The following is a 14,956-nucleotide window of genomic DNA, read 5'->3' on the forward strand; positions in this document are numbered from 1 at the left end:
GGCCTGTTCCGCGGGGGGGGGGGGGGGTCCCACGGGTCGCGCTTACCACGCCGGGGTGTGCCCTGTCGTACGCGCGACGGAACAGTCGTGCACACGCCGGGACAGCTCGGCGCGTGGTCGCTGGGCAGGGTCAGCCGGTGGCCTTCTTGACGAACTCCGTGGTGTACGTCCTGCTCAGGTCGACATCGGCGTTCTTGATGTTGGGGTTGAACGCCTTGAGGACCTTCTCCACGGTCTCGGGACCGTTCTCCGGCATCACGCCGTCGTCGGTGAACATCGGCAGCGTGCTCTTGATCGCCCCGGCGTACAGCGTCTTGTTGCCCTGGGAGTAGTCGGCGGGCATCTTGGCGGCGATGTCGGAGGCGCTGTGGGTGGACATCCACGTAAGGGTCTTCACGAACGCGTTCGCCAGCTTCTGGACCGTCTCCTTGTGACCGTTGACCCAGTCCGTCTGCATGTAGAGGCTGGACGAGGGGTATGGCCCGCCGAGCGCCTCCTGCGAGCCCTTGGGCGTCCGCATGTCGATGAGCACCTTGCCGAGCTTCTTCTCCATGACCGTGGCGACGGTGGGGTCCGTCGTCATGCCGCCGTCGATGGCACCCTGCTGGAGCGCCGAGATGAAGGTCGGTCCGGCGCCGACGGCGACCGGCGTGAACTCGCTGACCCGCACACCGTTCTTGACCGCGAGGTACTTCGTGAGGAAGTCGGTCGACGAGCCGAGGCCCGTGATGCCGAGCTTCCTTCCCTTGAAGTCCTTGGGTGAAGTGATGTCGCCCGCCCGCTTGTTCGAGACGATCTCGACCTCACCCGGGGCGTGCGAGAACTGCACGACGGACTCGACGGCCTTGCCCTTGGTCTGCAGGTCGAGCGTGTGGTCGTAGAAACCGACGGCGCCCTGCACCTGTCCCGACACAAGGGCGGTCTCGGCCTGGACACCCGCGGGCTCGCTGAGGAGTTCGACATCCAGGCCCTCGTCCTGGAAGTAGCCGAGCCGCTGCGTGAGCATCGCCGGCAGGTAGATGACCTTGTCCAGGCCACCGACCATGATCTTGACGTGCTCCCCCTTGCCACCGCCGCCGGAGTCGGCCGTCGTGCTCGCCGCGTCATTGGCGCAGGCGGTGAGCGAGGTGAGAGCGAGCAGACCGGCGGCTGCCAGTGCGGAGTATCTGGCGGTCTTGCGCATGGTGGTTCACGTCCTTGTGAGTGGAGGAAGGAGCAAGTGCGTTCGTATCGGCGGGGCCGTGAGCGCGCCGGGGAGCGGGTTCGTCCGTGCGTACGACGGAGTCATGACTGCGTACGGCGGGTTCGTGCGCGCTCGCGGGTTCATGCCTGCGGGTGCTCGCGGCTTCACGCCCGCGTGCTCGGGGCTGCTTCGCGCCCGCGTGCGGCTGCTTCACGCCCGCGTGATCGCGGGTTCGTTGCCTGCGTACGGAGGGATTCGTGCCTGCGCGCGGGAGGGATCAGCGGTCGGACTCCGACGGCTTCCAGCGGAAGATGCGTCGTTCGGCGAAGGTCAGCAGCCCTTCGGCGAGCAGGGCGACGACGGCGAGGATGACCATCGCGGCGTACACACCGGCCGCGTTGAAGGTGCCCTGCGACTGCGCGACGAGCAGGCCGATGCCCTTGGTGGCACCGATGTACTCGCCGACGATCGCGCCGATGAGCGCGAAGCCGAAACTGACATGAAGGCTGGTGAAGATCCACGAGGTGGCGGACGGGATGACCACCTGAAGGGTCACCCGGCGATCGCTCGCGCCGAGGATCCGGGCGTTGGCCACCAGGTTGCGGTCGACCTCCCGGGCGCCCTGGAAGGCGTTGAAGAACACCGGGAAGAAGACGAGCACCACGGCGGAGGCGACCTTGGAGGCAGGTCCGAGCCCGAACCAGATCACGAAGATGGGTGCAAGGACGATCCTCGGTATGGAGTTGAGCACCTTGATGTATGGACCAAGGATGTCGGCGAGCAAGGCGATCCGCCCCAGCGCGATACCGAAGATCACGCCGGCGACCACTCCGATGACCCAGCCGAGCAGCGCCTCGTGAAGCGTGTACCAGATCTGCTCGCCCAGAGAGCCGAGTGCGGTCCCGTGCATCACCCAGGTGTGGATCTGTTCCCAGATCTTCGAGGGCATCGAGAAGTTGAACGGGTCGATGACCTCGGCCCGCGAGAGCACCTCCCACAGACCGAGCACGGCGACCAGGAGCAGCACCCGGGCGGCGCCCACCACGATCTTGCGCTTGCGGGCGGCACGGGCGCGGGTGTGCGCCCGGCCCGGGATCTTGGCCGTGTCGACGACCGGGGGGCCGAGAACCTCAGGCGACATGAGCGGCACCCCTCTCGCGGGTGATGCGGACCTCTTCGCCGAGGGATTCCCAGATCTCGCGGTAGATCTCGATGAACCGCGGCTCCAGGCGTACCGATTCGACCTTGCGAGGGCGCGGCAGATCGATGTCGAAGACCTGCTTCACGGTGGCCGGGCCCGCGGTCATCACGACGACCTTGTCGGCGAGCGCGATGGACTCCTCCAGGTCGTGGGTGACGAAGACGACCGAGGCGCCCGTGCCTTCCCACAGTTCGAGCAGTTCGTCGGACATCAGCGCCCGGGTCTGCACGTCGAGCGCCGAGAAGGGCTCGTCCATCAGCAGGATCTCGGGGTCGTTGACGAAGGTCGCGGCGAGGGCGACGCGCTTGCGCTGACCGCCGGAGAGTTGGTGCGGATAGCGGTCCTCGAAGGCCGTGAGCCCGACCCGGGCGAGCCATTCCCGGGCCCGAATCTTCGCCTCCGCCTTGGGCACGCCGCGGAAGCGGGGCCCGGTCATCACATTGGACAGGACCGTACGCCAGGGGAAGGTGGCGTCCTGCTGGAAGACGAAGCCGACCTTGTCGCCGACGCCGGCGACCGGCTCCCCGGCGACGAGGACCTCGCCCTCGGTGGGCTCCTCGAGACCGCTGACCAGGGTCAGCGTGGTGGACTTCCCGCAACCGGTGGGTCCTACGACGGCCACGAACTCACCCCGGCCGACGGTCAGGTCAAGCTCCCTGACGGCCGTGTGCAAACCCCCCGACGGGGTCTTGAAGATCTTGCTCGCGCCCCGCAGCTCGATGGCGGGGCTGGTGTCTGTGCTCATGGCCCGGGACCGTAGATGTGGCGCGGGGCACAGCATCAGTCTTCTGGGCGCAAGGCATTCTTCTGCTCGCAAGAGTCTGTTGTGCTCTTTTTGCTCGCGCTACAACAGCGGAGCCGAAACACGGGCGCAACGTTCGCCCAGGCCTTGAGGGAAAGAGGCCCGATGATTGACGTCCTGGTCGTGGACGACGACTTCCGCGTCGCCGAGATCAACGCGAGGTACGTGGGGAAGGTTCCCGGATTCCGGGTGGCCGCCCGCGCGCACAGTGCCGCCCAGGCGCTGGCCGCCGTCGAACGAGCGCCCGTCGACCTGGTGCTGCTCGACCACTATCTGCCGGACCGGACCGGCCTCGAACTCGTCCACCGGATGCGCGAACACGGTCACGGCACCGACGTCATCATGATCACCGCGGCCAGTGATGTGGCCACCGTGCAGGCCGCGATGCGCCTGGGCGCCCTGCACTACCTGGTCAAGCCGTTCACCTTCACGGCCCTGCGCACCCGCCTCGACTCCTACGCCGCCCTGCGCCGCACCGTCGACCGGGTCGGCGGTCGCGGTGCGGCGGGTCAGGAGCAGGTCGACCGGATCTTCGGCGCCCTGCGCACCGGGCCCGCGCCGTCCTCCCCCGGCCTGCCGAGCGGCCACTCGGAGCCGACGACGGACCTGATCTGCGACGTGCTGCACCACGCGAGTCACCCGCTGTCGGCCCACGAGGTGGCCGCCGAGACCGGCCTCAGCCGCTCCACCGCCCAGCGCTATCTGCGCCACCTGGAACAGGCGGGACGATTGCGCCTGTCGCTCAAGTACGGCGACACGGGACGCCCGGAACACCGCTACGCGTGGGTGGCCCCTTGAACCCGTAGCCCCGTGCCGCACCCGGTCCTTGCTCGTACGGCCATCGGCGTACGGCCATGGCTCGTACGCCGATGGCTCACGCGACCCTTTCCCGTACGTCCGTGGCGTGCGCGTCCGCTGCGTCGCACGCCGACACGGGCCCCGCACGGGCCCGTGCGGGGCCCGTGTCCGGAACGGCGGCATCGGCGCCAGATGCCCACGCCTGCAATGGTCCAAGGTGGCCGTCTACGCCCCTCAGGACGCCCTCAGACGGCCCCGGCGCCCGTGAGCGCGCGGACCTCGATCTCGGCGTGCTTGGCCTCGTCCGGCGGCTCCGCCGAGGTCACGGTGCCGAGCCAGCCCGCGACAAAGCCGAGAGGAATCGAGACCAGGCCCGGGTTCTGGAGCGGGAAGTACTGGAAGTCCACGCCCGGGAACAGCGATTCGGGGCTCCCCGACACCACCGGCGACAGCAGCACGAGCAACAGCGCCGGACCCAGGCCGCCGTATACGGCCCATACGGCACCCCGCGTCGTGAAGGATCTCCAGAACAGGGAGTACAGCAGTACCGGCAGGTTCGCGGACGCGGCGACCGCGAAGGCGAGGCCCACGAGGAAGGCCACGTTGAGATCGCGGGCGAGGAGGCCCAGCGCGATGGCGATCACTCCGATGCCGACCGACGCTGTACGCGCCACGGCGACCTCACTGTGCGGCTTCGCGTGGCGGCGACGCATCGAGGCGTACAGGTCGTGGGCCACGGCGGCCGAGGACGCGAGGGTGATTCCGGCGACGACCGCGAGAATGGTGGCGAAGGCGATGGCGGCGACGATCGCGAACAGGACTGTTCCCCCTGTTGAGTTGACGCCACCGCCCAGGTCGAGGGCGAGCAACGGGACCGCGGTGTTCCCCGCGGCGTTCGATCCGCGCACCGCCTCCGGACCGACGATGGCGGCCGCGCCGAAGCCCAGCACGATCGTCATCAGGTAGAAGCCGCCGATGAGCCCGATCGACCAGACCACCGAGCGCCGGGCGGCGCGCGCCGTCGGCACGGTGTAGAAGCGCGACAGGATGTGCGGCAGTCCGGCGGTACCGAGCACCAGCGCGAGCCCGAGGCTCATGAAGTCGAAACGCGAGGTCCAGTCACCGCCGTACCTCAACCCCGGTGCGAGGAACGCCTTGCCGTGGCCGCTGCGCCCCGCAGCCGAACGCAGCAGTTCGTTGACGTCCCCGTGGAACCGCATCAGGACCATCACGGTGAGCACGGCGGCCCCGCTCAGCAGCAGAACGGCCTTGACGATCTGGATCCAGGTGGTCGCCCGCATCCCTCCCATAGACACATAGATCACCATGAGCGCGCCGACACCGATCACCGTCCAGTTGCGCGCCGCCTCGCTCGTGCCTCCCAGCAGGAGCGAGACCAGGCTGCCCGCACCCACCATCTGTGCCACCAGATAGAGAACGGACACCATCACCGAAGAAGTTCCGGCCGCGATCCGCACCGGACGCTCGTCCATTCGAGCCGCGACGACATCGGCGAGCGTGAACCGCCCGCAGTTGCGCACCAGTTCGGCGACCAGGAACAGAACGACCAGCCAGGCGACCAGAAATCCCACGACGTACAGCAACCCGTCGTAGCCGTACAGCGCGATGAGTCCCGTCACACCGAGGAAGGAAGCGGCCGACATGTAGTCCCCGGAAATGGCAAAACCATTCTCCATCGGCGAGAACAACCGCCCGCCGACATAGAACTCCTCAGCCGAACCATGCCGGTTGCGACTCACCCACGTCGTGATCGCCAGCGTCACCGCGACAAACGCGCTGAACAGCAGCAGCGCCAGCGTCTGATGGTTGCCGCTCACCGCTCACCACCTCTGGCGTTCCGCGTCAGCTCCTGGGTGTCCCAGCGCAGATCCAGCGCGGCCCGGTCTCTGCGCAGCCGCGCGTGCCGTGCGTACGCCCACGTGAGCAGGAACGTCGTGAGGAACTGCCCGAGCCCCGCGAGCAGGGCCACGTTCACCACACCGACGACGGGCCGCGCCATGAATCCCGGCGCCGTCGTCGCGGTCACCACATATCCCACGTACCAGGTGAAGAAGGCGGCGCCGGCCGGAATCACGAACCTGCGGTACCGGCCGCGCACTTCCTGGAAGGCGGCACTGCGCTGCACCTCCAGATAGACGTCGGCCGCCCCGCCCGTCCGTCCGTCGTGCTCCGAGCGGGCGGCCGGCACGGCGGGAGCGAGCGCGCCCGTGCCGTCCAACTCACCCCAGCCGGAAGCGAGCGCGTCGTACCAGGGGTCGTCGAACCGGACCTCCCCATTGCCGCCGCCGTCGTGCTTGTCCACCGAACTCTCCTTGTCCGCGACCCGTTTCGGCCGCGTGCTCAAGGATGGGCAGATCGGGAAGATCCCGGACTCTTCTCTTCGCGCTCTTCACCCCATCAGGTGACTTCATCCCGCCGGTGGCCGTACGAGACCCTTCCCGTAGGCGTAACGGACCGCTTGAGCACGGTCCTTGAGACCGGTCTTGGCGAAGAGATTGTTGATGTGCGTCTTCACGGTGGCCGTGGACACATGCAGTCTGCGGGCGATCTCCTGGTTGCTGAGGCCCTCGGCGATCAGCAGGAGCACCTCGGCCTCGCGCGAGGTGAGGCCGTCCGGCGCCTCCGCCGGCGGACCGGGCTCGGGTTCGGGTTCCGACAGCCGCTCCAGCAGCCGCCGCTGGATGCTCGGCGAGAGCCCCGCGTCCCCGGAGAGCACGCTTTCCACAGCCCGCACGATCTCGTCGCCTCCCGCGTCCTTGGTCAGATAGCCGCGGGCCCCGGCTCGGAGTGCGGGAAACAGCGACTCGTCGTCCGCGAACGTCGTGAGCACGACGACCTGTGTCCCGGGGTACTCGGCACGGATGCGCCGGGTCGCCTCGACCCCGTCGCAGCGGGGCATGCGCAGGTCCATCAGCACGACGTCCGGAGCAAGCTCGGCCACCCGCTCCACCGCCTCGTCCCCGTCACCGGCCGCTCCGACGACCTCGATCCCCGGCAGCAGTCCCAGCAGCATCACGATGCCCTCGCGCACGACCGTCTGATCGTCCGCGACCACAACGCGCGCCGGCTTCCTGCCTTCCTCCCGCTCGGTCATACCGGCACCTTCAACGTCACCACGAACCCCTCCTCGCCCGGCCCGGCATCCAGTGAGCCGCCCAGCAGCTCGGCACGCTCGCGCATGCCCAGCAGACCGTACCCGCCGCCCGACCCCCTGAGTTCGCCCGGCTTTCCCCCCGAGTCCCGTACGTCCAGCGTCACTTCGTGCCGGCCGTAGTCCAACCGGATGTGGATCATGGCGCCCGGAGCGTGCTTGCGCACGTTCGTCAGCGCCTCCTGCGCCACTCTGCGCACCGCCTGGGAGGCCTCCGCCGGAAGCGGCTGACGCTCACCCGTCACGGTGACATCGGCGCCGTCGGTGGCCGTGACGAGTTCGCCGAGGAAGTCCTCCAGTGGAGACATCTCGCCCCGGAGCGCGGAGAGTGCCTGCCGGGTCTCCGCGAGCCCGTCACGGGCCATTCCCCGTGCCGCCACGACCCGTTCGAGGATCGTCTCCCGGTCCGCCCCCCTCTCGATGAGCAGCCGCGCCGCCTCCAGATGGACGAGCTGTGCCGAGAGACTGTGCGCCAGCACGTCGTGGATCTCCCGCGCGATCCTCGCGCGCTCCGCGAGCGCCGCCGACTCCGTCTCGGCAGCCCGGGCCGCGCGCTCCTGCGTCAGCAGCCGCTGCGCGCTCCCTCGCGCCTCCGCGTCGAGACGCAGCACATACCCCGCGAGAGCCAGCCCCACGGTGGTGGCCGCGGTGGTCAGCCAGACGTCGTCGTTGACCGCCGCGTACGCGCTCAGCGCCACCGCGGCGGCGGGCAGCGCCGCCGCGAGCGGCAGCCGTTCGATGGCGCTGACGGCACACCCGCACCACAGGACGAGCGCCGGAATCCGGATGCCCACACCCTGCCCCACCGCCGCGGTCGTCAGCAGCAGAGCGAGCAGCCCCAGAGACGGCAGCAGGCGATGCTCCAGCGTGGTCCGCCAGAACCCCCAGGCGAGGAACCCGCACAGCACGATTCCCGCGATTCCTCCGGCGAGGGCCCAACCGTGCAGCTCCGCGTTCATGAGCGTCGTCGCGACGATCACGGCGAGGGCGATGGCGCGCGACACCCGGGTGAGCAGGCGGCGGGCCTTGTGCACGCCCACTCGGGAGAGGGCCTCGCGGGAGGGCCAGCGTGTCCACGCGGTGTCCGTCACACGCGCTCCTTCCGCCCGGCCCGCGCCACGCCGTCACCGTTCGCCGGACTCCTCTCGTACGCCGATGGCTGCAAGGGCCGCGCCCGCCAGGCCACCAGCCCGGAACGGACCAGCAGGGTGGCCGCCAGGCCGAGCAACAGGGCGGAGGAGTCCTGGTGCACGTCGAGCAGAACACCGATGCCGAACAGACCGAGGCGCAGACAGACGCCCGCGACCCAGATGACGCCGGCGACTTTGGTGCTCCTGCTCCACACGGCGCCGTCCGGCTCCGTCCATATCCGGGTCGTCCAGCCCCAGCCGGCTCCGATGGCAAGACCTATCAGCAGCTCGGTCCCCAGCAGGAGGGACGCCTCGACCTGGTGGTGCGGGTCGATCACCCCGGGGTCGCGCAGTGCCATGAAGGCGAGAACGGCGGGCACGATCCACCAGCGCCTGTCCGTGTCGATCCGGCGCGCCCTGAACTGGCGCGCGATCACCAGAACGGCGACGGCGCAGATCACCACGGTATTGATGAGCCCGGACATGCACGGCCTCCGTCGGCGGGGAGCGGGTGTCCGCAGCGAGCGCTGCCGACACCGACGACGCTACGGAAATCGCGCCCTCAGCAGATCGGAGCCCGGGTGGATCGTAGGTGGATCTCCCACGCCCCCACCTCTCCACCCAGGGGTGGAGCCCTCGCCGGCGCACCATCCCGAGCCTTCGGCGGCGGGCGCCCTTTCGACTTTCAGCTCCCGGCGACGGGGAAATCGGTCCCTGACCGGGGAAAGTTTCCACGGGAGAGGCCACGCACCAGCCCCCACGCACCCACGGTGGACAGCGCACGGAAGAGGCCGTGCCGGTACATCCCTGACGTCCGTCGCTCACGTTCGGATCGAGCAGCGGCTCCCCAGGAAGCCCACGTCTGATCCAGCGGCGACGGACGGGGATGTACCGGCACGGCCCCGACCCACATCAAACCGGCACCGTGAAACCCCGGAGGCACGGAAGCCCGGAGGGCTAAGCGTCGATCCGCGACCGATCCAGCGTCGCAGCCGAGCTCGAAATGAACTCCTTGCGCGGAGCCACGTCGTTCCCCATCAGCAGATCGAACACCTGCTCGGATGCGTCCAGGTCGGAGATGTTGATCCGGCGCAGCGTCCGGAAGCGCGGATCCATCGTCGTCTCGGCCAGCTGATCGGCATCCATCTCGCCGAGGCCCTTGTACCGCTGGATCGAGTCCTTGTAGCGCACACCCTTGCGCTGCAGCTCCAGCACCGTCTCCCGCAGCTCACGGTCCGAGTACGTGTACACGTACTTGTCCTGCCCCTTCTTGGGCTGGCTGAGCTCGATCCGGTGCAGCGGCGGGACCGCCGCGAACACCCGGCCGGACTCGACCATGGGCCGCATGTAGCGCTGGAACAGCGTCAGCAGCAGGATCCGGATGTGCGCGCCGTCCACATCGGCGTCGACGAGAAGAATGATCTTCCCGTAACGCGCCGCGTCGATGTCGAAGGTCCGCCCGGAACCCGCCCCTATGACCTGGATGATCGCACCGCACTCGGCGTTCTTCAGCATGTCCGTCACGGACGCCTTCTGAACGTTGAGGATCTTGCCTCGAATCGGCAGGAGCGCCTGGAACTCGGAGTTCCGGGCCAGCTTCGCCGTACCCAGCGCGGAGTCTCCCTCGACGATGAACAGCTCGCTGCGCTCCACGTCGTCGCTGCGGCAGTCGGCGAGCTTGGCAGGCAGCGAGGAGGACTCCAGGGCCGTCTTCCGGCGCTGCGCGTCCTTGTGCTGACGGGCGGCGATCCTCGTACGAGCGGCGGAGACGGCCTTCTCCATGACGACGCGCGCCTGCGCGGCGGCGTCCCGCTTCGTGGAGGTCAGGAACGCCTTGAGTTCCTTGGTCACCACGTTCGTCACGATGCGGCGAGCAGCCGAGGTGCCGAGGACCTCCTTGGTCTGCCCCTCGAACTGCGGCTCGGCGAGACGCACCGTGACCACGGCCGTGAGGCCCTCCAGCGCGTCGTCCTTGACGATGTCGTCCTCGGCGACCCGCAGCAGCTTCTTGGCGCGCAGGACCTCGTTCATCGTCTTGGCGACGGCCTGCTCGAAGCCGGCGACATGGGTACCGCCCTTGGGCGTGGCGATGATGTTCACGAACGACTTCAGGTTCGCGTCATAACCGGTGCCCCAGCGCAGCGCGACATCGACGCCGAGCTCACGGGTGACCTCGGTCGGAGTCATCTGCCCGTGCTCGTCGAGGACCGGGACGGTCTCCTTGAAGGTCCCCTGCCCGGAGAACCGGAGGACGTCGCAGACCGGCTTGTCGGCGGCCAGGTACTCGCAGAACTCGCTGATTCCACCATCGAAGCGGAACGACTCCTCGCCCTTGCTGCCACCCTCGCCCAGCCCGAATTCGTCACGGACGACGATGGTCAGGCCCGGCACCAGGAAGGCGGTCTGGCGGGCGCGCTGGTGGAGGTGCTCCAGGGAGAGCTTGGCGTCCTTGAGGAAGATCTGACGGTCGGCCCAGTAGCGCACGCGCGTGCCGGTGCGGGTCTTCGGGATCCGCTTGAGCTTGCGCAGCCCGCTCGCCGCGTCGAAGGCGGCATCGGGGCCGTCGGCCTTGAAGGCTCCCGGGGTGCCTCGGCGGAAGCTCACGGCGTGGGTGTGCCCACTGCGGTCCACCTCGACATCCAGACGGGCGGAGAGCGCGTTGACCACGGAGGCGCCCACGCCGTGCAGACCACCGGAGGCCGCGTACGAGCCGCCGCCGAACTTTCCGCCGGCGTGCAGCTTGGTCATGACGACCTCGACGCCGGAGAGGCCGGTCTTGGGCTCCACGTCGACGGGGATGCCACGGCCGTTGTCCCGCACCTCGACGGAGCCGTCGTCGTGCAGGGTCACGTCGATGTGGTCGCAGTAGCCCCCGAGGGCCTCGTCCACGGAGTTGTCGATGATCTCCCAGAGGCAGTGCATCAGGCCACGGCTGTCGGTCGACCCGATGTACATGCCCGGGCGCTTCCGCACTGCCTCGAGCCCCTCAAGGACGAGCAGGTGCCGCGCGGTGTAGTTGGAACCGTCCCGGTCTGCTCCGGTCAGCAGCGCTGTGGACGGCACGGACGTCTCGGCGGTCACGCGGTTCGCTCCTCGCTGAATTTCAGGGGGGACCCTTTTGGGTAAGGGCCCGGCTTCGGTCGCCGCTCAGAGGGTACCGAGGCCTGGTAGAGCCGTTGTAACGCCACCCTCGCACTAAACCCACACTAGTCCAGGGTCGCATGGGTGTTCGATCCCTCGATGGAGTGAAGTACATATCACGTTCCCTTCCAGGCATGAACCATTTAGGCTCCGGGCACGTCCTCATCAACAACCGGCAATCCAGCCGGGAGGACCGACCCCCGACAGACAGCGCGAACCCGTACAGACACGAAGACACGCAATACGGCTCATTCGCCGCCAACCGGCAGCAGCAACCGGCTCGAAAGAAAATTTCGAGGAAAAGCCGCGAGCGGGAACGTTTTCGGCCTGGTTGGATGTTGACCCTGGTACGACAGCTCGTCGAGCTAGAGAAGAGGCGACGTGACTACTGTTCTGACCCCCGCGAGCCCGCTGACGGCCGCTGACCGCTGCGACCGTTGCGGCGCCCAGGCCTATCTGCGCGTCGTCCTCCTGAGCGGCGGAGAACTGCTCTTCTGCGCCCACCACGGTCGCAAGTTCGAGCCGGAACTCAAGAAGATCGCCGCTGAGATACAGGACGAGACGGAGCGGCTGACGTCCGTTCCGGAAAGCGTCAACGACGAAGAACACTGACCTTCGCATCAACGACGAGCGGGTGCCGGCGACAGGCCGGTGAGTGGGCGGTCACACCCCGGGCACAGGGAGTGACCGCCCACACTCGTACCGCATCGCCGTAAGCGGTCAGCGGCGCTCACCGAGCGCCTGGACGGCCTCCGAGACCCGCGTGTAGACACCCGGGCTGTCGGCGCGTCCACAGCCGCTCCCCCACGACACCAGGCCGATGAGGCGCCCCTGGGCGACCAGCGGCCCGCCGCTGTCCCCCTGACAGGCGTCACGGCCGCCCGTCGGCTCCCCGGCGCACACCATGGACACCGCGTCGTAGGTCCCGCTCGCACTGCCGGGATAGGCCCGCTCGCACGAGGCGTCGGGAAGCACGTGAACATCCGCGGCCCGCAGGTTGCGCGCGTAGTCGCCGCCGCCCGTCATGTCGCCCCAGCCGTAGACCACGGCGGTGGTCCCCGGCTCGTACGCCGGGTCCCCGGAGGGCGCCATGCGGATCACGGACGCGGCGGGCAGCGGCTCGGCGAGCGTCAGCACACCGAAGTCCCCGGCGTTCGTATCACTGTCGTAGTGCGGATTGACCCAGATGTCGCGGACAGGGATCTCCTTGCCGTCACTGGACAGGAGGTCCCCGCGCCCGGAGATGACCTTCAGGTCGCGTGCCTGGCGCGGCGGCGCTCCCAGCACGTCGTCACCGAGGCAGTGGGCCGCGGTCAGGACCGTGGTCGGACCGACGACCACTCCTCCGCAGAACTGGCCCCCTCGCGTACCCCCGAACCGGTCACGGCTGGACAGCGCCACCGTCCATGGACTCTCGGAGATCTCGACCGGGCGACTTCCGATGACAACGCTGTCGGCGGCCGCCGGTGCGGGTGGCGTCAGCGGTATCACCGCTGCGGCGGCCGCAAGGGCCAGCACCGGGACGTAGGGACGGCGCATGCGCGCTCCTCACTCTGGGACGGTCGTGGAAACCCAGAGTCATCCAGTGAGTGCGGACACGCATTCCGCGCATACGTCGAGGGCCCGACCCCCCAGCGGGGGTCGGGCCCTCGAATGACGTGCGGCCGAGGGCCTAGTCGAGGTAGTCGCGCAGCACCTGGGAGCGCGACGGGTGACGCAGCTTCGACATGGTCTTGGACTCGATCTGGCGGATCCGCTCACGGGTCACGCCGTACACCTTGCCGATCTCATCGAGGGTCTTCGGCTGACCGTCGGTGAGACCGAAGCGCATCGAGACGACGCCCGCCTCGCGCTCGGACAGGGTGTCGAGAACCGAGTGCAGCTGCTCCTGGAGGAGCGTGAAGCTGACCGCGTCGGCCGGGACGACGGCCTCGGAGTCCTCGATGAGGTCACCGAACTCGCTGTCACCGTCCTCGCCCAGCGGGGTGTGCAGCGAAATGGGCTCACGGCCGTACTTCTGGACCTCGATGACCTTCTCAGGGGTCATGTCGAGTTCCTTGGCCAGCTCCTCCGGGGTGGGCTCACGGCCCAGGTCCTGGAGCATCTGGCGCTGCACGCGCGCGAGCTTGTTGATGACCTCGACCATGTGCACCGGGATACGGATGGTGCGGGCCTGGTCGGCCATGGCGCGGGTGATCGCCTGACGAATCCACCAGGTGGCGTACGTCGAGAACTTGTAGCCCTTGGTGTAGTCGAACTTCTCGACCGCGCGGATCAGACCGAGGTTGCCCTCCTGGATGAGGTCCAGGAAGAGCATGCCGCGACCGGTGTAGCGCTTGGCCAGGGAGACCACCAGACGGAGGTTGGCCTCCAGGAGGTGGTTCTTGGCGCGGCGGCCGTCCTCGGCGATGATCTCCAGCTCACGCTTGAGCTTGGGAGCGAGCTTGTCGGCGTTGGCCAGCTTGTCCTCGGCGAACAGACCGGCCTCGATGCGCTTGGCGAGCTCGACCTCCTGCTCGGCGTTGAGCAGCGGGACCTTGCCGATCTGCTTGAGGTAGTCCTTGACCGGGTCGGCGGTGGCACCGGCGGCGGCGACCTGCTGCGCGGGCGCGTCGTCCTCGTCCTCGTCGGACAGGACGAAGCCCTGGGCGCCGTCCTCGGCGGGTTCCTCGGCACCGGCCTTGGCCGGGGTCTCCTCGGTCGCCTCGTCGTCGACGAGCTCGGCGTCGTCCTTCTTGGCACTCGTCTTCTTGGCCGCCGTCTTCTTGGCGACCGTCTTCTTGGCGGCGGCCTTCTTGGCGACCGTCTTCTTGGCGGCGGTCTTGCCGGCGGACGCATCCTCGGCCGAATCGTCGGCGAGGGCAGCCGGAGCCGCGGTGGCGGTGGCCTTCTTGGTGGTCACCGTCTTGGCCGCCACGGTCTTGGTGGCGGTGCGCTTGGCCGGACTCTTCGCTGCGACGCTCTTTCGGGTGCGCTTGGGCTCCGCGGCACTGACCATCAGCGTCACACCCTCTTCCTCGAGGATCTGGTTGAGGCTGCGCAGTACGTTCTTCCACTGAGTGGCCGGAATCTGGTCAGCTTCGAAGGCCCGACGTACGTCATCGCCGGCGATCTGCCCCTCAGCCTTTCCCCGCTCGATGAGCGCCATGACAGAGACGGACTCGGCGATCTCGGGCGGGAGCGTACGGGATGTGCTGGCCGACACGAACAACCTCTCGGAACGTAGGAAAACGGCTTCCGGCCCCGTCCATTGCGGACAGGAACCGACGACCGCCGACTGGGGATGGGCCGACGGCGCGGGCGGGGGCCGGGAAGATGCACAGCGCCGGACACGGCGTCTGTATTCCCTCCTCGGCTATCACCTCTTAGGTCATCGCGCTGCCCCGAAGAGCGTTACGCCCAATCTGCGTGGCCCGAGTCACACCCCGTAAGTGTTCAAACGGCGACAGATTATGTCAGACCAGGTCAGGTCATGATCCGCCACCCGGTCGCACCGTCGGGACCCCGCCGAATCCACGAAGGATTCGGT

Annotated in this window: 13 protein-coding genes; 2 read left to right on the forward strand and 11 right to left on the reverse strand. The window is 68.5% G+C overall.

Annotated features, from left to right (window positions below; translation table 11 throughout):
• Window positions 1-130: 130 nt before the first annotated feature.
• The 3 genes from ACFWBT_RS35080 to ACFWBT_RS35090 all read right to left on the reverse strand — a co-directional run bounded on the left by ACFWBT_RS35080 (window position 131) and on the right by ACFWBT_RS35090 (window position 3,129).
• A complete protein-coding gene (locus ACFWBT_RS35080; RefSeq protein ID WP_385707005.1) occupies window positions 131-1,183 on the reverse strand; it encodes an ABC transporter substrate-binding protein in 1,053 nt (350 codons plus the stop codon).
• Window positions 1,184-1,460: 277 nt separating this feature from the next.
• The gene (locus ACFWBT_RS35085) at window positions 1,461-2,324 is read right to left on the reverse strand and encodes an ABC transporter permease (protein WP_385707006.1); all 864 of its coding nucleotides are present in this window, start codon (window positions 2,322-2,324) and stop codon (window positions 1,461-1,463) included.
• Window positions 2,314-3,129 carry an ABC transporter ATP-binding protein gene (locus ACFWBT_RS35090; protein WP_385707007.1) on the reverse strand — a complete coding sequence of 272 codons (816 nt, stop codon included), beginning with the start codon at window positions 3,127-3,129 and terminating at the stop codon, window positions 2,314-2,316. Before ACFWBT_RS35090 ends, ACFWBT_RS35085 begins: the two co-directional genes overlap by 11 nt.
• A gap of 162 nt (window positions 3,130-3,291) precedes the next feature.
• Here ACFWBT_RS35090 and ACFWBT_RS35095 point away from each other — a divergent pair, with 162 nt between their 5' ends.
• Window positions 3,292-3,984: a response regulator gene (locus ACFWBT_RS35095; RefSeq protein WP_266763431.1), complete on the forward strand. Its 693-nt coding sequence runs from the start codon at window positions 3,292-3,294 to the stop codon at window positions 3,982-3,984.
• 245 nt (window positions 3,985-4,229) lie between these two features.
• Here the strand turns inward: ACFWBT_RS35095 and ACFWBT_RS35100 are convergent, their stop codons facing one another.
• From ACFWBT_RS35100 to ACFWBT_RS35125, 6 genes are all read right to left on the reverse strand, one after another.
• Window positions 4,230-5,822, reverse strand: a complete 1,593-nt coding sequence (locus tag ACFWBT_RS35100) for a cation acetate symporter (protein WP_385707008.1) — start codon at window positions 5,820-5,822, stop codon at window positions 4,230-4,232.
• Entirely contained in the window at window positions 5,819-6,307 is a 489-nt protein-coding gene (locus ACFWBT_RS35105) for a DUF485 domain-containing protein (protein WP_385707009.1), read from the reverse strand. Before ACFWBT_RS35105 ends, ACFWBT_RS35100 begins: the two co-directional genes overlap by 4 nt.
• 105 nt (window positions 6,308-6,412) lie before the next feature.
• A complete protein-coding gene (locus ACFWBT_RS35110) occupies window positions 6,413-7,099 on the reverse strand; it encodes a response regulator (protein ID WP_385707010.1) in 687 nt (228 codons plus the stop codon).
• On the reverse strand, window positions 7,096-8,247 hold the full coding sequence (locus ACFWBT_RS35115; RefSeq protein WP_385707011.1) for a sensor histidine kinase: 1,152 nt from the start codon (window positions 8,245-8,247) through the stop codon (window positions 7,096-7,098). The genes ACFWBT_RS35110 and ACFWBT_RS35115 overlap by 4 nt, the downstream gene beginning before the upstream one ends.
• Window positions 8,244-8,771, reverse strand: a complete 528-nt coding sequence (locus ACFWBT_RS35120) for a DUF1453 domain-containing protein (protein WP_385707012.1) — start codon at window positions 8,769-8,771, stop codon at window positions 8,244-8,246. The genes ACFWBT_RS35115 and ACFWBT_RS35120 overlap by 4 nt, the downstream gene beginning before the upstream one ends.
• 472 nt (window positions 8,772-9,243) lie before the next feature.
• The gene (locus ACFWBT_RS35125) at window positions 9,244-11,367 is read right to left on the reverse strand and encodes a type IIA DNA topoisomerase subunit B (RefSeq protein WP_385707013.1); all 2,124 of its coding nucleotides are present in this window, start codon (window positions 11,365-11,367) and stop codon (window positions 9,244-9,246) included.
• 441 nt (window positions 11,368-11,808) lie between these two features.
• On the opposite strand from ACFWBT_RS35125, the gene ACFWBT_RS35130 reads away from it, so the two are divergent.
• The gene (locus tag ACFWBT_RS35130) at window positions 11,809-12,039 is read left to right on the forward strand and encodes a hypothetical protein (protein WP_266763423.1); all 231 of its coding nucleotides are present in this window, start codon (window positions 11,809-11,811) and stop codon (window positions 12,037-12,039) included.
• A 108-nt stretch (window positions 12,040-12,147) separates the two neighbouring features.
• On the opposite strand, the gene ACFWBT_RS35135 is transcribed toward ACFWBT_RS35130, so the two are convergent.
• On the reverse strand, window positions 12,148-12,966 hold the full coding sequence (locus ACFWBT_RS35135) for a serine protease (RefSeq protein WP_385707014.1): 819 nt from the start codon (window positions 12,964-12,966) through the stop codon (window positions 12,148-12,150).
• Window positions 12,967-13,099: 133 nt separating this feature from the next.
• Window positions 13,100-14,632 carry an RNA polymerase sigma factor gene (locus tag ACFWBT_RS35140; RefSeq protein ID WP_385707015.1) on the reverse strand — a complete coding sequence of 511 codons (1,533 nt, stop codon included), beginning with the start codon at window positions 14,630-14,632 and terminating at the stop codon, window positions 13,100-13,102.
• Between the last annotated feature and the right edge of the window lie 324 nt (window positions 14,633-14,956).

This window comes from Streptomyces sp. NPDC060027, from assembly GCF_042737005.1.
GTDB lineage: Bacteria > Actinomycetota > Actinomycetes > Streptomycetales > Streptomycetaceae > Streptomyces.

Coding starts and splice junctions, on each gene's coding strand:
- ACFWBT_RS35080 (WP_385707005.1), bottom strand. CDS start 1,183: ATGCGCAAGACCGCCAGATACTCCGCACTGGCAGCCGCCGGTCTGCTC.
- ACFWBT_RS35085 (WP_385707006.1), bottom strand. CDS start 2,324: ATGTCGCCTGAGGTTCTCGGCCCCCCGGTCGTCGACACGGCCAAGATC.
- ACFWBT_RS35090 (WP_385707007.1), bottom strand. CDS start 3,129: ATGAGCACAGACACCAGCCCCGCCATCGAGCTGCGGGGCGCGAGCAAG.
- ACFWBT_RS35095 (WP_266763431.1), top strand. CDS start 3,292: ATGATTGACGTCCTGGTCGTGGACGACGACTTCCGCGTCGCCGAGATC.
- ACFWBT_RS35110 (WP_385707010.1), bottom strand. CDS start 7,099: ATGACCGAGCGGGAGGAAGGCAGGAAGCCGGCGCGCGTTGTGGTCGCG.
- ACFWBT_RS35120 (WP_385707012.1), bottom strand. CDS start 8,771: ATGTCCGGGCTCATCAATACCGTGGTGATCTGCGCCGTCGCCGTTCTG.
- ACFWBT_RS35135 (WP_385707014.1), bottom strand. CDS start 12,966: ATGCGCCGTCCCTACGTCCCGGTGCTGGCCCTTGCGGCCGCCGCAGCG.